We start from the raw sequence: 19,880 nt of genomic DNA on the forward strand, positions 1-19,880 counted from the left end.
CATATTATTAAATTGAATTATTTATGAAAATTTTACCATTTCTCTCTCTTATCATTTTATTATTCCTTACATCTTGTAAAAAGAACTATATAACTTATTATAATAAGGTGAACGAGATTGACAGCATATATAGACTGGCCAACAATCCTAAATTAGCTGTAAATGAATACAGGCAAATTTTCAAAGAATATGATCCTAAAAATCAGGACCGTATTGAAGAATATGCAACTTATATCACTCTTGCTGATCAGTATCATGAAGACTTTGGTGGAAAAAAAAGTCTTTATCAATTAATTTCTCTGATTGCCCCTAATGGAGACGAATATAAAAAGTATCTGCCTCTTTTTAATAAATATGGAATAGACAATGCATCTGTTGAACAAAAAATAACAGAATGGAAACAAGGACTAGATAAAAAACTGGTTGATTCTTTCAAGATTGCTCTGATAAGAGATCAGGCAGGTCGTCCCCTTGATACAGCATTGACCAGAAAAAATGTAGAGAAAAACGCAAATCTTCTTATATGGACCTTTAAAAATCATGGATTTCCAACACCTCAAAAAATAGGATGGTTTCCAATGCCAACCTTTATTACTCATATGGTTGAGTCCAAAAAAAATTATCCTTTTATAAAGGAAAAATTACTGGAATATGTAAAATCAGGAGACTTCTCCCCGCGTGACTATGCAAGGATGGAGGATACCTACTTAGGAGCTCATAAAAAAATTACACTATATGGTTTTAATATGATTCCTGTAAAAGACAGTTCACTGATTGACCGTAACCGGAAAAGTCTGGGAATTCCAAGCATGAAACACAGTTCCAAAATAAGAAAAGATTTTTTTAAAAAACTAAAACAAGATGATACTCATCATATCGAATAACGGAGATTCCACAACCACAAAAGTTATCAAATATCTTTCGGCAATGGGAAAGAAGTTTATTCGAGTGCATGAAGATGAGTTTTTTGAAATTAAGGCTGATAAAAAAAGAATTTATTTGGTGAGTGACAGAAACAATTTTTTTCTGGATGAAATTGCAAGTACATGGTATAGAAGAGGAGGTTTAAAATTCAAACGCCTATCCTATGATAATAATGCTGCCAACCACCATATGGATGAGCACCAACATTGGCTGGAAGATTACGTGATAAAAACCTTGGAATCAAAAAAAAGCATTAATAAACAGAGCAACAATCATGTTAATAAACTCTTGGTCCTGGAGCAGGCAAAGAAAATTGGGTTAAAAGTTCCAGAATATTTTCTAGCAGAAAATACTGATGAAGTTGTTATCAATAAAACAATTACAAAACCCATTACAGAAAATGTAATATTAGATTCTGTCGAGAAAAACTTCAACGGCATCATTTACACTTCAGTAATACAGGAAAAAGAGAAAGAAGAATTCTTCATCACCTTTTTTCAGGAAAAAATTGAAAAGGACTTTGAAATAAGAAGCTTTTATCTGGCTGGTAAAATGTGGTCTACTGCTATTATTTCTCAAAATGATGAGCAGACTAAAACCGATTTTAGAAAATATAATTATAAAAAGCCGAATAGAAAAGTACAATACCAACTTCCTGAAGACATTGAAGAAAAAACGCATCTGCTTATGCAATCACTGGACTTAAGCTGTGGCTCGATAGACTTTATAAAAAGTGGAGACACGTTCTACTTTTTGGAAGTTAATCCTACAGGTCAGTTCATTGGGCTATCAGAAATCTGCAACTATTCATTAGAAAAAGAAATAGCACAATATTTATGAAAAAATTATTTAAAGAAGAAAAAAATAAATTACCTCTTACCTTTAAATTTATTGAAAAGCTTGGCACTAAAAAATCTAATGATAAAACCAGTATTAACATAAACTATATAGAGTGTGAAGTCTATCAAACAGATTATCTGATGAGGGAAAGGCCAATAAAAGCACTTACAAGATTATTATGAGATATTTTAACCTATTCAGTAATATTTTAATCACCAAAGGAGCCGGAAGAATCTTGATCTCGGATCTTCAGAGGAAAATCTCGGATCTTTATCCTTTGGAATTATATGATATTATCGAGGAGCTGAAAAATGATTCTATTGAAAATATCTTAGAAAATTATGATGCTGAATCTAAAGATATTATTCATGAATATATAGACTTTCTGCTTGAAAAAGAATATGGTTTTATAACAAATGATGATTGGGATAGGAATTTCCTTCCCATGTCCTATGAGTTCCAGGAAGTAAGCAAAGTCTCAAATGTTTTCATTGAAATTGATGACATCATTATTCTTGACAGGATAAAAAACTCTATCAACAACTTAGGGGTAAAACATTTAACAATTTATTGTACTAAGAAACTTTCTCTTGAAGAATGCCAGGCTATAGACAATAAATTTAAAGGCTCTGTTTTAGAAGGTATAGAAATATACTCTCCATTTCATAATGCCTTAGATCAGGAGTTTTTCCAAATACTCAATCAAACAACCACAAGAATTTATAATTTCTTTTTTTACGATTGCAAAAAGATCTCTTTTAAGACCACAGAAGTATTTAGATTTACGATAAACTTTAACCATGAAAACATCAAAATATCCGCTTGCGGAAAAATAGATCTAAAATACTTCAATACCAATCTTCCAAAAGTTCTTGAAGCAATTAATCACAATTCCTGTTTACACAAAAAAATAGGAATTGATATCAACGGTAATATAAAGAACTGCCCTTTAATGCCGGAAAAATTTGGAAATATCCATGAATCAAGTCTTGAAGAGGTTCTGATACAAAACAATTTCAAAAAGTATTGGAACCTCACTAAAGACAAAATAGAAATTTGTAAAGATTGTGAGTTTCGGTATGTTTGCACTGATTGCCGTGCTTACACAGAAAGAACCCACAAGAATAAAGAGGGCCTTGATATTTCAAAACCTTTAAAATGTGGCTATAATCCATATACGTGCACTTGGGAAGACTGGAGCCAAAATCCTTTGCATCAAGAAGCAATGCAATATTATAATTTAGGAAACTTGGTTTTAAAGCCGAATTCTATAAAATAAAATATTGATATTCAAATCAAATCTACCAATACCACCTTATATCTCACTAATAAAAGAAAAATTCTTTTGTTAATTTAAAACATCTGTGTATTTTAGTTGAAAATATTAATATGATTTTTGATAAACTAATTAACTACCTAAAACTTGATAAGCAGGAATTTATTTTCCAGTTTAACTCTCACCCCAACTATCCGTCCGCACTGGCGTTCAGTGATACACTAAACTTTTTGGGAGTAAAAAATGATGCCTATCAACTTGACAAAGAATATTGGGACGAGCTTCCGGAAGAATTTATTGCCATTGTTGACAATTCCTTCTCACTGGTGAAAAAATCTGGAAGTAATTATTCTGTGTATTCCGAAAAAGCAAAAACACTAGATAAAGAAGAGCTTTACAAGAATTCTACAGATTTTGTTCTTCTGTTTGAAAAGACTGAAAATGCAGAAAATAAAGTAGCTTTCAATTTCAAACCTATTTTATATGCTGTATTTGCTGTGATTCTTATCTATTCATTTATATATCAAGGACCACTTGAAGCAATCTTTAATCTTCTTTCATTAGCCGGTGTTTATATTTCATTGGAATTATTTAATCAAAAATTTGGAAACACCTCCAGTGTAATTGGAAGTATTTGCGGAGCTGCTCCAGCTACTCAAACGGCTAATTCATGTGACAGAATTATTAAACAAGATAAAACCAGTATTTTAGGATTAAAGTTTTCAGACTTTTCGCTGATTTACTTTACCGGGCTTGCCATATTAGGATTATTTTTACCCGCTACAGCTTATATCGTAAAAGGATTTACTTTCGTTTCTGTACTGGCAATAGGTTATTCTTTGTATATCCAGGCTTTTGTTGAAAAAACATTTTGTAGAGTTTGTCTGTTAATCATCTCTATTCTGGTAGGCCAATTAGTTATTAGTGCTTTCTTTTTCCAGAATCTTTCTTTTGGGATTGGTGCTCTTTTACTGACAGTCATTTTATGGGCAATCATCTTTTCAGCTGTAATGTATTCCAACACCCTTCTTGAACAGAAAGAGGAACTTCAAAAATCGAATGCTAAAAATCTTAGATTCAAAAGAAACTATGAGCTTTTCAAAAGCCAGCTATTAGAAAGAGACAAAATAGAATTTCAGGATACTGAAACATTTTCACTGGGGAAAAAAGATGCAAGGCTTCGTATTTCCATTATTTCCAATCCTTATTGTGGTTTCTGTAAAGATGGTCATAAACTGGCAGAAAGTCTTTTAAAGAAATATCCGGATGATGTTTCTTTACAAATGAGATTCAATTATACCCCTGAAAGATCTAATGAAAAATACAATGCATTGATCTCAGATCTAACCCACATTTACAACAATAAGTCGGAAAAAGAATTCTTACATGCGGTTGAAGAATGGTTCGAAACAAGAGATGAAAACAAAGTCAACATTTTATCTGGAGGAGTTGTTACATCAGAAAACCTGAATCCATTAGTTCAAATGTCCGTAGAAAACAGTAATGCAGGACTTAACTTCACTCCTATTCTCGTGATTAACGGCTATCAGTTCCCGGAAAAATATGACAGAGAAGATATTCTGTTCTTTGTTGATGAATTAATAGAAGACGAAGAAATTTAATCATACCTCGTGATTCAAAATTCCCTATCTTAGGAAAAATAAAAGCGGTATCCGAAAAGCTATAAAGAGTAGGAAAACCAAAAACTATTTATTATGAAAAATCTAAAAAAACTTTCAAGAGAAGGCCTAAGAATCCTGAAAGGTGGTATTACTCAGGAATGTGCAAGAATTCAGTATGAAGCGAGCTATTGTGAATCCAAAACCAATCCACCTAAGGAGGGAGCTATAAATGCATGTAACAAATGGTGCTACTACTAGTTCATCATTTCATTGAGTTATAATATTGAATAAAGTAAAAATGTCGTCAGAATATGACGACATTTTATAATGATTATTAGTTTTGAAAAAATTTCCTTTTTATAAACAACCAGACACTAAAGACTGTGGACCTACATGTCTTAGAATTGTAAGTAAATATTACGGTAAAAGTATATCCCTGCAACAAATCCGGGCCCTTTCTGAAACTACCCGTGAAGGAAGCAGCCTTCTAGGATTGAGTGATGCAGCAGAGAATCTTGGATTCCGTTCATTAGGAGTTCAGGTCGACTTTAAAACCCTCGTAGAAGAAGTTCCGCTTCCATGTGTTGTACACTGGAATAAAAACCACTTTGTAGTTGTTTATAAGGTTGATAAAAATAATAAGATATACATCTCTGATCCCAGCTACGGACTCATTACCTACAATCAGGAGGAATTCATCAAATCCTGGATCGGAGAAAATGCCAACGAAAATACTGAGGAAGGAATAGCTCTTATTTTGGAAACAACACCGGCATTCTTTCAAACCGAATTTGACAATGAAGAAAGTAAAGCCAGTTTTTCATTCCTTTCCAAATATCTCTTTAAATACAAGTCACTTGTTCTTCAACTGGCTGTAGGACTTCTTGCAGGAAGTTTATTATCTCTGGTTTTCCCGTTTCTTACCCAGAGTATTGTAGATGTCGGGATACAGAATCAGGATATTAACTTTATCTATCTTGTCCTGCTTGCGCAGATTATGCTATTCTTTGGAAGAATGGGTATTGAGACGATCAGAAGCTGGATTCTTCTCCATCTTTCTGCCAGAATTAATATTTCGATTATTTCCGATTTCTTTATCAAACTTATGAAGCTCCCTATCAGCTTTTTTGATACCAGAATGACCGGAGATATCATGCAAAGAATCAATGACCACCACAGAATAGAACAACTCCTTACCAGCTCTTCATTAAATACCCTGTTTTCATTGGTCAACCTGATTATCTTCAGTATTGTCCTTTTGCTTTACGATTACAGACTATTCATTGTTTATCTTGTAGGTGCCATAGCATATATCGGATGGATCAGTTTCTTCCTGAAAAAGAGAAAAGAACTTGATTACAAAAGATTTTCCCAGGTTTCTCAGGAACAAAGTAAGGTCATTGAGCTTATCAACGGAATGCAGGAAATAAAAATGCATAATGCTGAAAAGCAAAAAAGATGGGATTGGGAATTCCTTCAGGTAAAACTATTTAAAATCAGAATAAAATCATTGTCTTTAGAGCAATGGCAATCTGTAGGAGGAAACTTCATTAATCAGATGAAAGATATTCTGGTAAGCTTCCTCTCTGCAAAATTAGTATTGAGTGGAAACTTAACCTTAGGGATGATGCTTTCTGTACAATATATCATTGGACAGTTGAACAGCCCGCTTCTCCAGCTTATTGATTTTATTAAACAAACTCAGGATGCTAAGATCTCCCTTGAAAGATTAGGGGAAATTCACGATAAAGAAGATGAAGAAAGTAAGGACGAGCAATATGCTATGGAAATTCCCCAAAGGGATATAGAGATTTCCGATATGTCATTCAGATACATCGGATCTGATGTCCCGGTTTTTGAAAACCTGAGCCTTACTATTCCCTATCAGAAAACGACAGCAATTGTTGGAGCCAGTGGAAGTGGAAAAACTACCCTATTGAAGCTTCTGATGAAGTTTTATGAGCCAGACCAAGGAGATATTAAAATCGGGAATACCGCCCTTAAGAATATTTCACCACGATTCTGGAGAGATCATTGCGGAGTTGTAATGCAGGAAGGATATGTATTTAATGATACAATTGCCAATAACATCGCTGTTGGTGAAGATCATATCGACAAAAAGAAATTAAGACGTGCAGTAGAAATAGCCAATATCAAGGAGTTTGTTGAAGGATTGCCACTAAGTTATAATACAAAGATCGGAAATGAAGGTGTTGGAGTAAGTGGCGGACAGAAGCAAAGACTTTTCATTGCAAGGGCCGTTTATAAATCCCCTGAATACATTTTATTTGATGAAGCTACTTCCGCATTGGATGCCAATAATGAGAAGATTATTATGGAAAATCTTGAACAGTTCTTTAAAGGCAAGACAGCAGTAGTGATTGCCCACAGACTTTCTACTGTAAAACATGCCGATAAGATTATTGTACTGGACAGAGGAAAAGTTGTAGAAGAAGGCAGCCATGCTGAATTGGTAGATCTACGCGGTGAATATTACCGATTGGTAAGAAATCAGCTTGAATTAGGAAATTAACCAAAGAGAATCAACATACAGCGGAATCCGAAAAGCTTATAGAGTAGGAAATTATAAACATCTATTAATTATGAAAAATCTAAAAAAACTTTCCAGAAAAGATTTAGTTTTTGTCAGTGGAGGTGTAGTAATTCCGGATGATAATTGTTGCGGATCATGGTGTCTGGGTAGCTGGATGCCATGTCGTATGCATCATATTGCATGTCCACCAGACGCAGATACTTCACCACCATCATGGTATGACGGGACTTGCCCACGTATTTAAATTATATTCCCCCTGAAATATTGGGGGAAATTTTACCTCAGAAACAATGAAAGAAGACGTTTTAGACAATATTGAACTCCGCTCAGAAAGTGTACAGGATATCCTTACCCAGCCGCCTAATTGGATGATCCGTTGGGGAAACACGCTTATATTCATAATTATTCTGCTCATTTTTATAATGAGTTACATTATAAAATATCCGGAATTTGTACCGGCCCCTATTATCGTAACTTCTCAAAATCCTCCGGAAAAATTAGAAGCGAGGATCAATTCAAAGATTGAGAAAATATTCATTAAAGACCATCAGGAAGTAAAGAAAAATGACGTACTGATGGTAATGCTGTCTGCCGCCAATTATAAAGATGTAATAGCATTAAAAAAATTGGTAGACTCTACGTCTCCTAATCAGCTTAGCTCCTTTCCTATCGCCCAGACTTCAAGATATAAACTGGGTGAACTGCAGGGAGAATACAACAGCTTTGCAAAAGCTTTTCAGGACGAAGAACTTTTTACAAGACTACAGCCTTATGCTCCGGAAAATTTGGCTACCAATCTAAGTCTTTCCGAGTCTAGAGCAAGGATTTCTACTTTAAAACAACAGAAAAGTCTGGAATCAGCCAAATACGATCTTACCAGAAAGAATTTTCAACGGTCTCAAGAGCTGTTCAACCAGGGAGTAATCTCTGCCATGGAGCTTGAGAGTGAAAAAATCAAATATCTTCAGGCTCAACAGAACCTTGAAAATATCAATATTTCTATTTCACAGGCTGAAGAAGGGATTTCCAACCTAAATAAAACCAAAAGCGGAACAGTAATTAATACAGAAAAAGATAAAATCAATTATTCTTCACAAACCTTACAGCTTTTTGAACAATTAAGAAAAGCGCTAAAACTTTGGGAACAAAATTATCTTGTTATTTCATCTACAGATGGTGTAGCCAGCTTCCAGCAGTTTTTCGGTGAAAATCAGTTCGTAAAAGCAGGAGAAGCTATTGTATCTATCCTTCCTAAGAATAAAGAGAAATTAGTAGGTAGAATGTCTGTTCCTACGGCAAACTCCGGAAAGATTCACCCAGGAGAGAAAGTATTAATCAAATTGGATAACTACCGCTTCCAGGAATATGGGATTGTAGAAGGAAAAGTTCAGAATATATCCCTGATTCCTGATGATAAAGGAAATTATTATGTAGATGTGATTTTACCAAAAGGATTAAAAACAAGCTATAATAAAAATCTGAAATTTGATAAAGAACTTAGAGGAAGTGCAGAAATTGTAACTGAAGATCTGAGACTTATTGAAAGATTTTTCTATCAAATCAGAAAGCTATTAGGATATCAAGCCTGATAAAAGCTTTTTAACAAATAAAACATGCCGTTTCTCAAATTATGGAAACGGCTTTTTCATGCCCATTTTTAGCTTATTAATTCAATTATGACATTTACCCGTCAAAAAGAAAATAAGAGGAAAAATGCAACAATAATAAGGGTTTACCGAAGTATTTATGATCTTAACTGAAGTTCTTAGTATTTCAAAAACAAAAAAACATCCTATTATACTACAAAAGCAGAAAGTATCAGGCAATTAAAAATGAATACGAAAATTTTAATAATAATTATACGTAAAGATCAAAGTAAAATCAGCTGTATGCTTTTTACCAAACTTATGGGTATGATATCCTGTTGATCTACATAATTTGGTTTTTAAGAATTAAAATAACCAGTTTATAATGTCTAAGCCGGAAAGAATTACCGTAATGCAAAAAACTATTCTGGAAAAATAAAGTATACTGTATAAAAATGAAAACCGCAACCATTAATTAATGATTGCGGTTTTTGTAGCGAAGACGGGAATTGAACCCGTGACCTCAGGGTTATGAATCCTGCGCTCTAACCAACTGAGCTACCTCGCCGTTTTGGTGGTGCAAATATAGAAAAATATTCTTTACCTCCAAAATTATTTTAGCATAAAATATTCTAAAACATTCCCAACATGATCTGGTTTATTGATTATCTTGTTGTTAGCATCTAAAATAAAATATGTCGGAGTTGCATGAACATTGTACATATCTACATAACTACTGTTCCATCCTCTCAATTCCGAATCATTGATCCATGGAAAAGCAGCGATCTTTTTGGAATATGAATTTTTGTCCACGTCTAAAGACAGAGCAATAACCTGAATATTTTTTGCTTTTAAATCATTATACTTTTCCAATAGTTTTGGAAGTTCGGTTTCACAGTGTGAACATGTAGATGACCAGAATACAATGACCTTCTTATCGGCCTTTACATCGTGAATTGATTTTGCAGTCGTATTAGTTGCCGATTGGAACTTATAATTAGGAAATACGGCTCCCATTTCTACATTCGCATTGGATTTTAACGTAGAAGCCAACCTATCATTAATAGTACATTTAAGGTTTTTAGCTAAGCCAAGATATTTATTCTTAAACTCATCCATCTGATAAACATCAAAAATATCGATAAGTTCTGATAATACAGTCTGCCCTCTTGGAGTTTCTACCTTTAAACGGTCTAAAAGCTTATCTACAGAGCCCGCAACATTAGTATTTCCTCCGGAGTTCAAATAAGATACTAATATAGGTCTCAATAGCGATGAGCTTTCAAGCATATCATTAGACTTATCCAGGAAGTTGATGATTTCTTCCTGATCAACCTTTTTATTACCCTCTGCCGAGTTTCCAATGAACTTGCTATAATTGGTATTGTAATACGTTATAAACGGATGTTTGGCAGCATCTATGGAAGAAGATGTACCCGCAAGCCTGTCAATCTCTGTTTTCAGCGCTTTTCCAAAATCTGTATTATCTTTATAATACTCTTTAATCTGAGTTAAAGCAGGAAGAATAAGTTCTTTCTTTTGAGAGCCTTCCTGTTGTTTGCTCATTAGCTCATTAGCCTCGTCAAGATAAGTAACATCCTTCACCTTATTGTTCTGAATGTCTAGTTTGATATTTACATTCTTGTTTTCAGAAATGAAACTTACGGTATTGTTTGTTGTAGGGAAGTAAATCTTCATCATCCCCATATAATTATTTGGATATTTAAACGTCCATGTATTGTTCTTGCTTTGTTCTTTGGTAACAATGATATCTTTTGAACCGTTTAGTGTATATAGAATAGCATCCTGATCTTTAAAATCTGCCGGTGTCTGAATTGTAACTGTAAACTGAGCCTGCAATGCAAATGCAGCTAAAACCGCAGATAGTGTATAAATCTTTTTCATAGAGTAAAAATAAAAAAAACTCTCTGATTAATCAGAGAGTTTAATATTATTTTAATAAAATTTTATGCTTTAACGTTCTTGTACTTTTTTGTAAAGTAAACAATCAGAGCGACTGCTACAATACCCAGTACGTATACATACATATCAATGGGTGAAGATGGGGCACCTGTACCATTACCACCACCTCCTCCTCCTCCAGGAATTGGCGGAGCAGCTTGCACTAATGCTAATGCAAAAAGAAAAAATGCGGATACTAGCTTATTAATAGTTTTCATATTATTTATTTTAAGATTTTTGTGTTAACAGTTTCTCCCTTATCTGAGACAATTTTTACAACATAAGAGTTTTTAATAGAGTTATTAAGCTCGATTACAAAATCTCTAGAAGTATCAACAGCTTTCTTAGAAATAACTAGTTTACCGCTCATATCATACACTTCAATATCAGCTTTCTTCCAATTTGGATCAAATCTTACAATATAATTTGTAATTGAAGGATCATAAACCACCAATGTTCTTGATGGTGATGTATTCTTCTCTTTAACAGCTAGAGTACCCTTAGCAGGTTCTCCGTAATATAGGTTCGCTTCTTCGTTTGTTACAGGAATAATATCTCCTTGTTTAGCTGGTATTACATTTCCATTTTCAGCTTTATAGTAAAATCCGATACCTGAAGATAATTGGTGAGATCCAGCAGGAATTAATTCTGCGTTTTCTCTTACTTCAAATTTATAGAATTGAACTTTATCCTGATAATAGTTTACCAATTTAACATTCTTCCCTTTAAAATCATTTTCATTAGCTTCGTTAATGTATAACCAATAACCAAGATTGTTATTGTCATAACCTCCATTAACGTCTTCTTCAAAAGTACCAATGATATTCTTACCAGCAGAAGCCTGTACTGTGGTTGCAATAGAGGTTTGGTGTCCTGTAGTTGATGAATTAGAAACTACGTAATAGGTTCTTGAAATTTCATTCTTATTCGCATCAAGACCAATAACACCAAGCTGCTTTACAGAGCTATTAATACTATTTGTATTTTTAGCAGCAGATACATCATATGGAGTTCCGGCTGCTCTTGCAGTTCCATTAAACCTTCTTAAGGTATTAAAGTTTAAAGTCTGAAGAGAATTATCTCTTAACTTTATTTTGAATGACTGCATAGGCTTGATTACAACCAAGTCAACATCTCCAACAGCAGGAGCAACTCCATCACCAGTAGCCATGAAAGTTACCACCTTATTATTGGTTGCGTAAGTAGAACCACTTGGCAGTGTGTTTACTGTACCTGGATTATATTCAACACCCCAGATATTCTTCACAGCATTTCCATCTCCGTTAGGTCCTTCGGTGTAGCCTATTTTTGATAAATCAATATTCGTTAGGAACGGGTTCCCGAATTGATACCAGTTTTTACCAAACGTTCCCTGCCATGCAGAAGTTGTCCACTCAAAACTGTCATCCAGATAAGTGTTATACTTCTCGTTGTAAGCGTTGTTATTATTTCCTCCTGCACCAAAAGCTACATTAGCTGCTGCATTTTGAAGGGTAACAGCACCAGCAAGAGGAGCATAAGGCTTTCCGTTAATCGTGAATACATTACCTGTTGTAGGAGCACTTGCATTCCAATCCTGATTGGTAACCTTTAACATGTAGTATCCGGAAGGATCACTTGTTGCAGTTGCCAGACTGGTGAAATTATTGGCTACAGCATTCGTATTATCCCATTTAAGGACAGGATTGCTGTATCTTCCTGTATCGAAAGTTTTACCAATTTCTGTAGATAATGTACTTAATACCTTGCCAGAGAAAGGCAAAGCAACCTGCTGATAATAACTAGGAGTTGTAGAACCTCCATGACTGGTTGTTCTATACTCTTTACTTACAATACCAGTAATATTGGATTGGGATAATCCATCAATGTACAACTGACCATACGTAGAAGTCGCATACGTAGCAGGTGTATTCATTCTTAAAATGATATTTCCACCGTCAGTTTTATCTGAACCACTGGTAGTAATCGTTTTAAAAGTGTCTGTACCTGATCCTACGACCATTACATTTCCGTGTACATCCAAAACACCATTGTCTTTTGTCTGTACACCTCCACCACTATACACTAGGGTGCCTTCGCTCACATACATATTAGCACCAGTGTCAACATGACATAATATCTGCGCCTGAACAGAATAACTGATTGCTAAAAGACCTATAGCAAATAAACTTTTTCTCATTGTATAAATTATTTGTGTGTTAATACAATCTTCACCCGCAAAGGTATTATTTTTTTCTTTAAAAAAAAAACTTTTTTATCTATTAATCAAAATATTATCTTCCGTTAATACAATCTTTTTCTCCTCTCCGATTGAAAACATATAGTCTTCCAAAACCTTTTCAGTAGTACCTCTAAGACCTCTTGCTCCTAGTCCTTTTTCAATGGTTTCCTCAACAATTTTTTCGATTGCACCGTCTGTAATTACCAAATCCGTGCCATCCATTTTGAAAAGTTCCACAAATTGATTTACAATTGAATTTTTTGGCTCTTTCATAATTCTTACCAATGTCTCTTTTGAGAGTTTATCGAGGTAAGTGATGATTGGAAACCTTCCTAAAAGTTCGGGGATTAATCCAAAAGAACGTAAATCGATGGCATTAATGTTTGTTAATACATATTCATCTTCATCAGTTTTATTGATTTTTTCGGAACTGAAACCAATAGCCTGCTTATTCATTCTTCTTTCGATGATTTCTTTAATCCCGTCAAAGGCTCCACCGGCAATGAACAGAATATTCTGGGTATTCACCTGAATGTACTTTTGATCAGGATGCTTTCTTCCTCCTTGTGGTGGTACGTTTATAATACTACCTTCTAACAGCTTCAATAACCCCTGCTGTACCCCTTCTCCGGATACATCTCTTGTAATACTTGGATTGTCTGATTTTCTTGCAATCTTATCAATCTCATCAATAAAAACAATTCCTTTTTCTGCTTTTTCAACATCATAGTCTGCAACCATCAATAACCTTGAAAGGATACTCTCTACATCTTCTCCTACATATCCTGCTTCTGTTAGGATTGTAGCATCCACAATACAGAAGGGAACATTAAGTTCTCTTGCAATGGTTTTAGCCAGTAAGGTTTTTCCTGTTCCTGTCTCCCCTATCATGATGATATTGGATTTTTCAAGCTCTACGTCTCTGTTTTCGTCCTGAGCGTGAAGCAATCTTTTATAATGGTTATACACCGCAATAGAAAGCTGTTTTTTTGCCTGATCTTGCCCTATGACATATTGATCCAGAAATACTTTGATTTCTTTTGGCTTTTTAAGATCTTCCATATTGTCTGCTGGTGAATATTCTGCTTTGGAAGCACTGTCTTTCACAATTACATGTGCCTGCTCTATACAATTTTCACAAATAAAACCGTTCTGCCCAGAAATTAACATCTGTACTTCATTTCTTTTTCTTCCGCAGAAAGAACATTGGTTTGGATTCATATTATATAATATATGTATATGTTAAAGAAAATCGTAAAAAATTACTTTTTTACGATTTTCTGTGTTTTAAGAATTAATAATTGAGTTTTGAATCTCTGTATATTCTTCGTTCGTTAATTTTAGTCTTTCATTTCTGAAGTTCATGTCTTCCATCTTGTTTAAAGGAATAAGATGAATGTGAGCATGGGGAACTTCAAGTCCTACAACCGCTACTCCTACTCTTACACATGGAATTGCAGTTTTGATCTTCTTGGCTACCTCTTGGGCAAATCCCCAAAGGTTTTTGTATTCTTCACTTTCAAGATCAAAAATCAAATCCACTTCTTTTTTTGGAACTACTAACGTGTGTCCTTTCACCAAAGGCATCGCGTCGAGGAATGCAATAAAGTTTTCATCCTCGGCAATTTTATAAGAGGGAATTTCGCCATTGATGATTTTTGTGAATATAGTGCTCATTTTTATAAAAGTTAGAGATTAAATACTGGAAGTTTAGAAATGAAAGGGTGTATCAGACTATAGAGAAATGTCTAATACTTCAAAAGAAAGTTTGTTTCCGTTGGGTAAAGTAATTTCAGCGGTTTCGCCTTTAACTTTACCTAGTAATCCTTTAGCAATCGGAGTGTTTACAGAAATCTTTCCTGATTTAAGGTCGCTTTCGTTATCCGGCACCAATGTAAATACCTGCTCCTGCTTCGTTGCATTATTCTTAAGCTTCACTGTAGTTAAGATAGAAACTTTTGAAGTATCTAATTGGCTTTCGTCTATAATTTTAGAAGTTGAGATAACATCTTTTAGCTTAGAAATTCTCATTTCAAGCATTCCCTGAGCCTCTTTAGCCGCATCATATTCTGCATTTTCAGACAAATCACCTTTGTCTCTAGCTTCTGCGATCTGCTGAGTAATTTTTGGTCTTTCCACAGTTTCCAACTGTTCCAGCTCAGCTTTCATTTTCTCAAGGCCCTCCTTTGTTACATAGCTTGCCATAATTTTCAAAATTTAGTTTTAGTATAAAAAAATAATCCGACATTTGTCGGACAATGTTTTACGTGTTATAATCGTTTAATTTTTACAAATATATAAAAATTTAAATTGAAATGAAAAAAACTTTTTCGATATTATCTATTTTCATTTTATTGATTTTCAGCAATTTATCCATCAACTCATGCGGAAGTAGAGAAGATACTGTGAACTGCTTTCCGAGCAATCCAATCAATGTTACTTTAAATTTAAACCTTCCCGCATATAACGCTTTAAATTATGATGACGGTTGGATTTATGTTAATGAACAACAATCTGGAACAAGAGGATTAATCATTGTCCGCGTTGGAAATGCATTCAAGATTTATGATCGCAACGCACCTCATTTATGCCCTGATAATGATACAACCCTCGAGGTTACTAAAGATAATCTTGCTATTTTATGTCCCAAAGACGGCACCAAATGGATGTTAAGAACAGGTCAACCATTGGATGGAGCGAAAACCTCTCTACCTCCTAAAACCTATACCACTTATAATTATGATCCCGCAAGCAAAACTTTAACTATTTACTATTAAAATAAGAAATGAAGATTGTTATACAAAGAGTCTCTGAAGCCCATGTAAAAGTAGAGGGAAAAATCGTTGGAGAAATAGGAAAAGGACTCATGCTGTTGGTAGGCATTGATGAAAATGATGAAAAAGCAGATGTAGATTGGCTGGTTCAGAAAGTATTGAATCTCAGAATCTTTGGTGATGAAGATGACAAACTCAATCTTTCGGTAAAAGATATTTCCGGAGAGATCCTGTGCATCAGCCAGTTTACCCTTATTGCAGATTATAAAAAAGGAAATCGTCCTTCTTTCATCAAAGCTGCCAAGCCTGATAAAGCTGTTCCGTTATTTGATTATTTTAAAGAAGAAATGGTAAAATCCGGATTGAAGACTGAAAGCGGCATTTTCGGGGCAGATATGAAAGTCTCATTAATCAATGATGGACCTGTAACCATCGTTATGGATTCAATTACAAAAAGTTGATAGTTAAAACCTGCATGAAGAACAAAAATATAGTCATCGCTTATCTTGTTGTGACTTTAATCCTCCTGAGTGAGATTATTTTAAATCTCAACAAGTACAGCTACGCCGGATATTATTCTGATAAAATTATTGGCTGGCTCTGGCTGGCCATGACAGTCTTTATCATCATTAAACTTTGGAAGAAAAAAGCAGTCAAGGTATATTTTGGACTTTTAGTAGGAGCAATTATTCTGAGTATTCTGCCTATGATGATCCCGTTTTTCGGAATCGTCAATTATTTTTCTACTATTGGCAGCTACCAGAGAATTCAACTTGATGATCACTATCGCATTGACAGAAACCGTCCCAATGTTTTATATAACCCACAGGTAACTATTTACAGACGGGAAGGAATTGTTGAAAAGCAAATCAGCAGAATACCTTATAATGAAGTTTTAGAAAAGGTTTTTCAGTGCTCTTCGATTGATCTTCCTGTTGATGACAAAAAAGAAAACATTCAAAGGGTAAAGCTCATTATGGCCAATAAAGACAGTATTGGTATCGAATATCAAATCACGAATAAAAAACAGATTTTTTATCATAAAGTCAACGAAAACTGGTTTGAGTAAAATTCAACCTTTGTTTTACCGAATAAAAATCCTTTACACAAAGGCGAAACCTGTTCATTGAAAAATAAATTCACAAAAACGTGATTTGTTTTCATTTTATTATTATTTTTGATATTATCCAAACCGATTCACAATCATTTAATAAAAATAATATGAAAACAAAAATCAAACTCCTTACCCTATTTGTATTCTGTTTCTTCCTTTCATTTGCACAATCTCCGTTAGGTCGCAGTGCTCCGCAAAACGATATTATCTATGTATGCTTTTCAAAAGGTATCACTTCAGAAAAAGACGCCCTCAGTAAAAACCCGGAACTGGAAAGATTTGCCCGCGAAAATAAAATATCATTTACTTATGATCTGGGATTTAGCAATGAAAAAATTAATGAAATGATGGCCAGCAGCAGACAGAACGGAAATTCCGGTGAGTCTGTTCAAAAACTGAAAAGGATATTTAAGGCAAATATCCCTGTTCAGGATGGCGATTCTTTTCAAAGGCTTACTCAGATTCTTGAGAAATTTCCTGAAATAGAATATGTATCCGTAATGAGTAGTACTCCTGTTGAGCCTCCTTTGGTCAATATGTTTGTAGCGACTCCGGATCTGGAAAACCTTCAAACCTACCTGAATGATAATCCGGGCATCAATGCAAAATATGCCTGGTCGAGAGGAATCACGGGACAAAACATTCGCATTCGTGATGTAGAATATGGCTTCTACAAAACCCATGAAATGCTTAGCAATCAAAATTCTATTCAACTGGAACCCGGCTATTCTCCCAACTCAGGATTATCTGGAAATAATTACCGGGATCATGGAACAGCTGTGGTCAGTATTCTAGGATCTGTAAAAGATAATATCGGGCTTACAGGTGCTGTTTATAATGCTTCAGAAATAAAAGGATATATGGAATGGACAACGGTTGGATACAACAGAGCTTCGGCAGTAAGCAGATCCATCAATGCATCTCAGTCTGGAGATATTATCTTATATGAAATGCAGACTGGTGGGAAAAACGGTGAATATTGTCCTGCTGAATATGATAGTGTGATATGGGATCTTACAAAAGCTGCTACAGATTCAGGAATTATCATCATTGCGGCAGCAGGAAATGGAAATCAGGATCTTGATGAACCTTTCTATGCAACTTACAGAGCAAGAGGAAACAGTGGAGCCATCATCGTAGGAGCCGGAACTCCTAATACCACCCATTCAAAACAAAGCTTCAGTACTTATGGAAGCAGAGTGGATGTACAAGGATGGGGAAGCAGCGTTCTGGCTGCAGGATATGGATCATATGCAAAGTATGATAATGATAATAACAGGACTTACAATTATTTCAGTGGAACAAGTTCCGCTACTCCTACTGTAGCCTCAGCCGCTGTACTTATCCAGTCTTTTTATCGTCAGACTACGGGTCAAAATTTAAGTCCAGCAGCGATGAGGAATCTTTTGGTTTCCACTGGTATTCCACAGGGAGGAACCGATGTTAATAAAAAAATTGGTCCACTTCCCAATGTGAAAAATGCTATTTTGCAATTGGAAGGTAAATCCGTATCTAAAGCTTTACCTGCTCTGGAAGTGAAAATTTATCCTAATCCATCCAGCAGCTATATAGCCATTCAGAGTGCTGAAGATAAAAGGCTGGACATTGAAATCATCAATATGAATGGAAGGTCAGTGATAAAAAGCACGGTTTCTCCAGGTGAAAAGATTACTATTTCTGAACTTCCTATCGGTCAGTACATTATCAATATCAATGAAGGATCAAGACGGGTTGTGGAAAAGTTTACTAAATTATAGGAAGAATGAGGTTTGAAGTTACTTTTACTCATATAATTGGCTAAACGTTATTTTAAACTCACTTTAATATAAATAAAAACTCCTTTCAGCAATTGAAAGGAGTTTTTTTTATTCTTACCCTTTAAAACTTATTTCGCAGGAACGCTGCTGAAATTAAGGGCTACTTTTATGTTCATATCTGAAGAAGTCTGGTTCTTCAATTCATAAACTGTTCTTACGGTAAGTCCTGAACTTTTTACAATACTATCCAGAAAACCTGTATCATTCAGATCCAGGTTCATACTGGACGAATTGGTAGATATATTAGAACGGGATGCTATCAGCCTCTCCCCTGTTCCACTGGATGATACATATATTTTAATCGTTTTAAATGCGCTTAGGTTCCCTCCTGAAGGAGAAGCTACGGAAATTTTTGCGTCAGAGATTCTTACATCTTTTATCAGAGCATTATTATTTCCTCCAAACCATGTTTGTACATTAGTTGCTGTTGCTGTTGAAGAAACCTCTTTATCAGCAGGTACTCCTGTAGAAACTAAGACATTCGTTGTATAGGGAAATGTATTCTGAACCAGCGACTGTACGGTTCCGCAACTTACAAGTACAGCTGAAGCGGCCATTGCTGTTAGAACTATATTTTTCATAATTTTTATATTTAAACTTATGATGTTAATTTGCAGAAACTGTACCAAATTGATTGATGCTACTCAATACTTACCGTAAAATGCCCTTTCGTGTTTCCAGAAGCCATATTACTTTTTCCGATAATCAGCCATATTTCTCCTTTATCAGGAATTTCATAGGTAATTTCTCTTCCAAAAGGACCATCATAATCTCCATTGGGAAGTTTGATCTGATTGAATCTGATATTAAAATCTTTTTCTTTGGTTGAAATCTTTGCTTTGATATTTGATTTTTCAAAATGGGTTAGTTTTAAGACCAACTCCTGATCGTCACTTTTGAATTCTTCTCCCAAGGTGAAAGGAAGTTGGGAGGCATCTGCTGTTCTTACAATCTGACCTTCTTTTACATTTCTCATGACACCTTTACGTAAAACCTCCTTGGTAGCAGGGGCATTGTTAATAATTGAGTCTTTTTTTATTAGAGCTACAGAATCTGCTTTATAGGTAGAGTCTGGCATTTCTGTTATATTAGTTGAATCCTTTTGAGATATATCTGCCACAGCCGGATCTTTTTTACATGAAATAATGATCAATGGAATTAACAATAAGCTTTTTTTCATAATAATTAAA

General features: G+C 34.7%; 21 protein-coding genes and 1 tRNA gene. 13 read left to right on the top strand and 9 right to left on the bottom strand.

Annotated features, from left to right (window positions below):
- Nucleotides 1-23: 23 nt before the first annotated feature.
- The 9 genes from NBX25_RS10235 (at nucleotide 24) to NBX25_RS10275 (ending at nucleotide 8,805) form a co-directional block, all read left to right on the top strand.
- Nucleotides 24-884: a hypothetical protein gene (locus NBX25_RS10235; RefSeq protein ID WP_250253573.1), complete on the top strand. Its 861-nt coding sequence runs from the start codon at nucleotides 24-26 to the stop codon at nucleotides 882-884.
- Nucleotides 862-1,764 (top strand): grasp-with-spasm system ATP-grasp peptide maturase, encoded by a 903-nt coding sequence (gene gwsG, locus NBX25_RS10240; RefSeq protein WP_250253574.1) that lies wholly within the window; start codon nucleotides 862-864, stop codon nucleotides 1,762-1,764. The genes NBX25_RS10235 and gwsG overlap by 23 nt, the downstream gene beginning before the upstream one ends.
- Complete coding sequence (locus NBX25_RS10245; protein ID WP_123858957.1) at nucleotides 1,761-1,946, top strand: hypothetical protein; 186 nt, start codon at nucleotides 1,761-1,763, stop codon at nucleotides 1,944-1,946. The genes gwsG and NBX25_RS10245 overlap by 4 nt, the downstream gene beginning before the upstream one ends.
- Complete coding sequence (gene gwsS, locus NBX25_RS10250) at nucleotides 1,943-3,043, top strand: grasp-with-spasm system SPASM domain peptide maturase (RefSeq protein ID WP_250253575.1); 1,101 nt, start codon at nucleotides 1,943-1,945, stop codon at nucleotides 3,041-3,043. The genes NBX25_RS10245 and gwsS overlap by 4 nt, the downstream gene beginning before the upstream one ends.
- Nucleotides 3,044-3,153: 110 nt before the next feature.
- A complete protein-coding gene (locus NBX25_RS10255) occupies nucleotides 3,154-4,662 on the top strand; it encodes a vitamin K epoxide reductase family protein (protein ID WP_250253576.1) in 1,509 nt (502 codons plus the stop codon).
- A 93-nt stretch (nucleotides 4,663-4,755) separates the two neighbouring features.
- Nucleotides 4,756-4,920 carry a bacteriocin-like protein gene (locus NBX25_RS10260; RefSeq protein ID WP_164464407.1) on the top strand — a complete coding sequence of 55 codons (165 nt, stop codon included), beginning with the start codon at nucleotides 4,756-4,758 and terminating at the stop codon, nucleotides 4,918-4,920.
- An 82-nt stretch (nucleotides 4,921-5,002) separates the two neighbouring features.
- The gene (locus tag NBX25_RS10265) at nucleotides 5,003-7,195 is read left to right on the top strand and encodes a peptidase domain-containing ABC transporter (RefSeq protein ID WP_250253577.1); all 2,193 of its coding nucleotides are present in this window, start codon (nucleotides 5,003-5,005) and stop codon (nucleotides 7,193-7,195) included.
- A gap of 70 nt (nucleotides 7,196-7,265) precedes the next feature.
- A complete protein-coding gene (locus NBX25_RS10270; RefSeq protein WP_123909037.1) occupies nucleotides 7,266-7,460 on the top strand; it encodes a bacteriocin-like protein in 195 nt (64 codons plus the stop codon).
- Nucleotides 7,461-7,506: 46 nt separating this feature from the next.
- The gene (locus NBX25_RS10275) at nucleotides 7,507-8,805 is read left to right on the top strand and encodes an HlyD family secretion protein (RefSeq protein WP_123909038.1); all 1,299 of its coding nucleotides are present in this window, start codon (nucleotides 7,507-7,509) and stop codon (nucleotides 8,803-8,805) included.
- 491 nt (nucleotides 8,806-9,296) lie between these two features.
- Here NBX25_RS10275 and NBX25_RS10280 read toward each other — a convergent pair.
- The 7 genes from NBX25_RS10280 to greA form a co-directional block, all read right to left on the bottom strand.
- Nucleotides 9,297-9,370: transfer RNA gene (locus NBX25_RS10280), tRNA-Met, on the bottom strand.
- A gap of 44 nt (nucleotides 9,371-9,414) precedes the next feature.
- Nucleotides 9,415-10,707, bottom strand: a complete 1,293-nt coding sequence (locus tag NBX25_RS10285; RefSeq protein ID WP_250253578.1) for a TlpA family protein disulfide reductase — start codon at nucleotides 10,705-10,707, stop codon at nucleotides 9,415-9,417.
- 62 nt (nucleotides 10,708-10,769) lie between these two features.
- Nucleotides 10,770-10,982 (bottom strand): Fjoh_0651 family PID-CTERM protein, encoded by a 213-nt coding sequence (locus NBX25_RS10290; protein ID WP_123858951.1) that lies wholly within the window; start codon nucleotides 10,980-10,982, stop codon nucleotides 10,770-10,772.
- A 5-nt stretch (nucleotides 10,983-10,987) separates the two neighbouring features.
- Nucleotides 10,988-12,943: a T9SS type A sorting domain-containing protein gene (locus NBX25_RS10295; RefSeq protein ID WP_123909041.1), complete on the bottom strand. Its 1,956-nt coding sequence runs from the start codon at nucleotides 12,941-12,943 to the stop codon at nucleotides 10,988-10,990.
- A gap of 75 nt (nucleotides 12,944-13,018) precedes the next feature.
- Nucleotides 13,019-14,206: an ATP-dependent Clp protease ATP-binding subunit ClpX gene (gene clpX / locus NBX25_RS10300; protein ID WP_250253579.1), complete on the bottom strand. Its 1,188-nt coding sequence runs from the start codon at nucleotides 14,204-14,206 to the stop codon at nucleotides 13,019-13,021.
- A 66-nt stretch (nucleotides 14,207-14,272) separates the two neighbouring features.
- Complete coding sequence (locus NBX25_RS10305) at nucleotides 14,273-14,662, bottom strand: HIT family protein (protein WP_045492597.1); 390 nt, start codon at nucleotides 14,660-14,662, stop codon at nucleotides 14,273-14,275.
- Nucleotides 14,663-14,719: 57 nt separating this feature from the next.
- Nucleotides 14,720-15,190, bottom strand: a complete 471-nt coding sequence (gene greA, locus NBX25_RS10310) for a transcription elongation factor GreA (RefSeq protein WP_068938932.1) — start codon at nucleotides 15,188-15,190, stop codon at nucleotides 14,720-14,722.
- 110 nt (nucleotides 15,191-15,300) lie between these two features.
- Here greA and NBX25_RS10315 point away from each other — a divergent pair, with 110 nt between their 5' ends.
- From NBX25_RS10315 to NBX25_RS10330, 4 genes are all read left to right on the top strand, one after another.
- Nucleotides 15,301-15,762, top strand: a complete 462-nt coding sequence (locus tag NBX25_RS10315) for a hypothetical protein (protein WP_123909043.1) — start codon at nucleotides 15,301-15,303, stop codon at nucleotides 15,760-15,762.
- 8 nt (nucleotides 15,763-15,770) lie between these two features.
- Nucleotides 15,771-16,220 (top strand): D-aminoacyl-tRNA deacylase, encoded by a 450-nt coding sequence (dtd, locus tag NBX25_RS10320; RefSeq protein ID WP_250253580.1) that lies wholly within the window; start codon nucleotides 15,771-15,773, stop codon nucleotides 16,218-16,220.
- A gap of 14 nt (nucleotides 16,221-16,234) precedes the next feature.
- Nucleotides 16,235-16,828, top strand: coding sequence for a hypothetical protein (locus NBX25_RS10325; protein WP_250253581.1), 594 nt, complete (start codon nucleotides 16,235-16,237; stop codon nucleotides 16,826-16,828).
- Between the two features lie 152 nt (nucleotides 16,829-16,980).
- Nucleotides 16,981-18,630 carry a S8 family peptidase gene (locus NBX25_RS10330; RefSeq protein ID WP_250253582.1) on the top strand — a complete coding sequence of 550 codons (1,650 nt, stop codon included), beginning with the start codon at nucleotides 16,981-16,983 and terminating at the stop codon, nucleotides 18,628-18,630.
- A gap of 128 nt (nucleotides 18,631-18,758) precedes the next feature.
- Here the strand turns inward: NBX25_RS10330 and NBX25_RS10335 are convergent, their stop codons facing one another.
- Both NBX25_RS10335 and NBX25_RS10340 read right to left on the bottom strand, forming a co-directional pair.
- Nucleotides 18,759-19,271, bottom strand: coding sequence for a hypothetical protein (locus tag NBX25_RS10335; protein ID WP_123909047.1), 513 nt, complete (start codon nucleotides 19,269-19,271; stop codon nucleotides 18,759-18,761).
- 59 nt (nucleotides 19,272-19,330) lie between these two features.
- Nucleotides 19,331-19,870: a hypothetical protein gene (locus NBX25_RS10340; RefSeq protein WP_250253583.1), complete on the bottom strand. Its 540-nt coding sequence runs from the start codon at nucleotides 19,868-19,870 to the stop codon at nucleotides 19,331-19,333.
- Between the last annotated feature and the right edge of the window lie 10 nt (nucleotides 19,871-19,880).

Source organism: Chryseobacterium sp. Marseille-Q3244 (genome assembly GCF_940807095.1).
Lineage (GTDB): Bacteria > Bacteroidota > Bacteroidia > Flavobacteriales > Weeksellaceae > Chryseobacterium.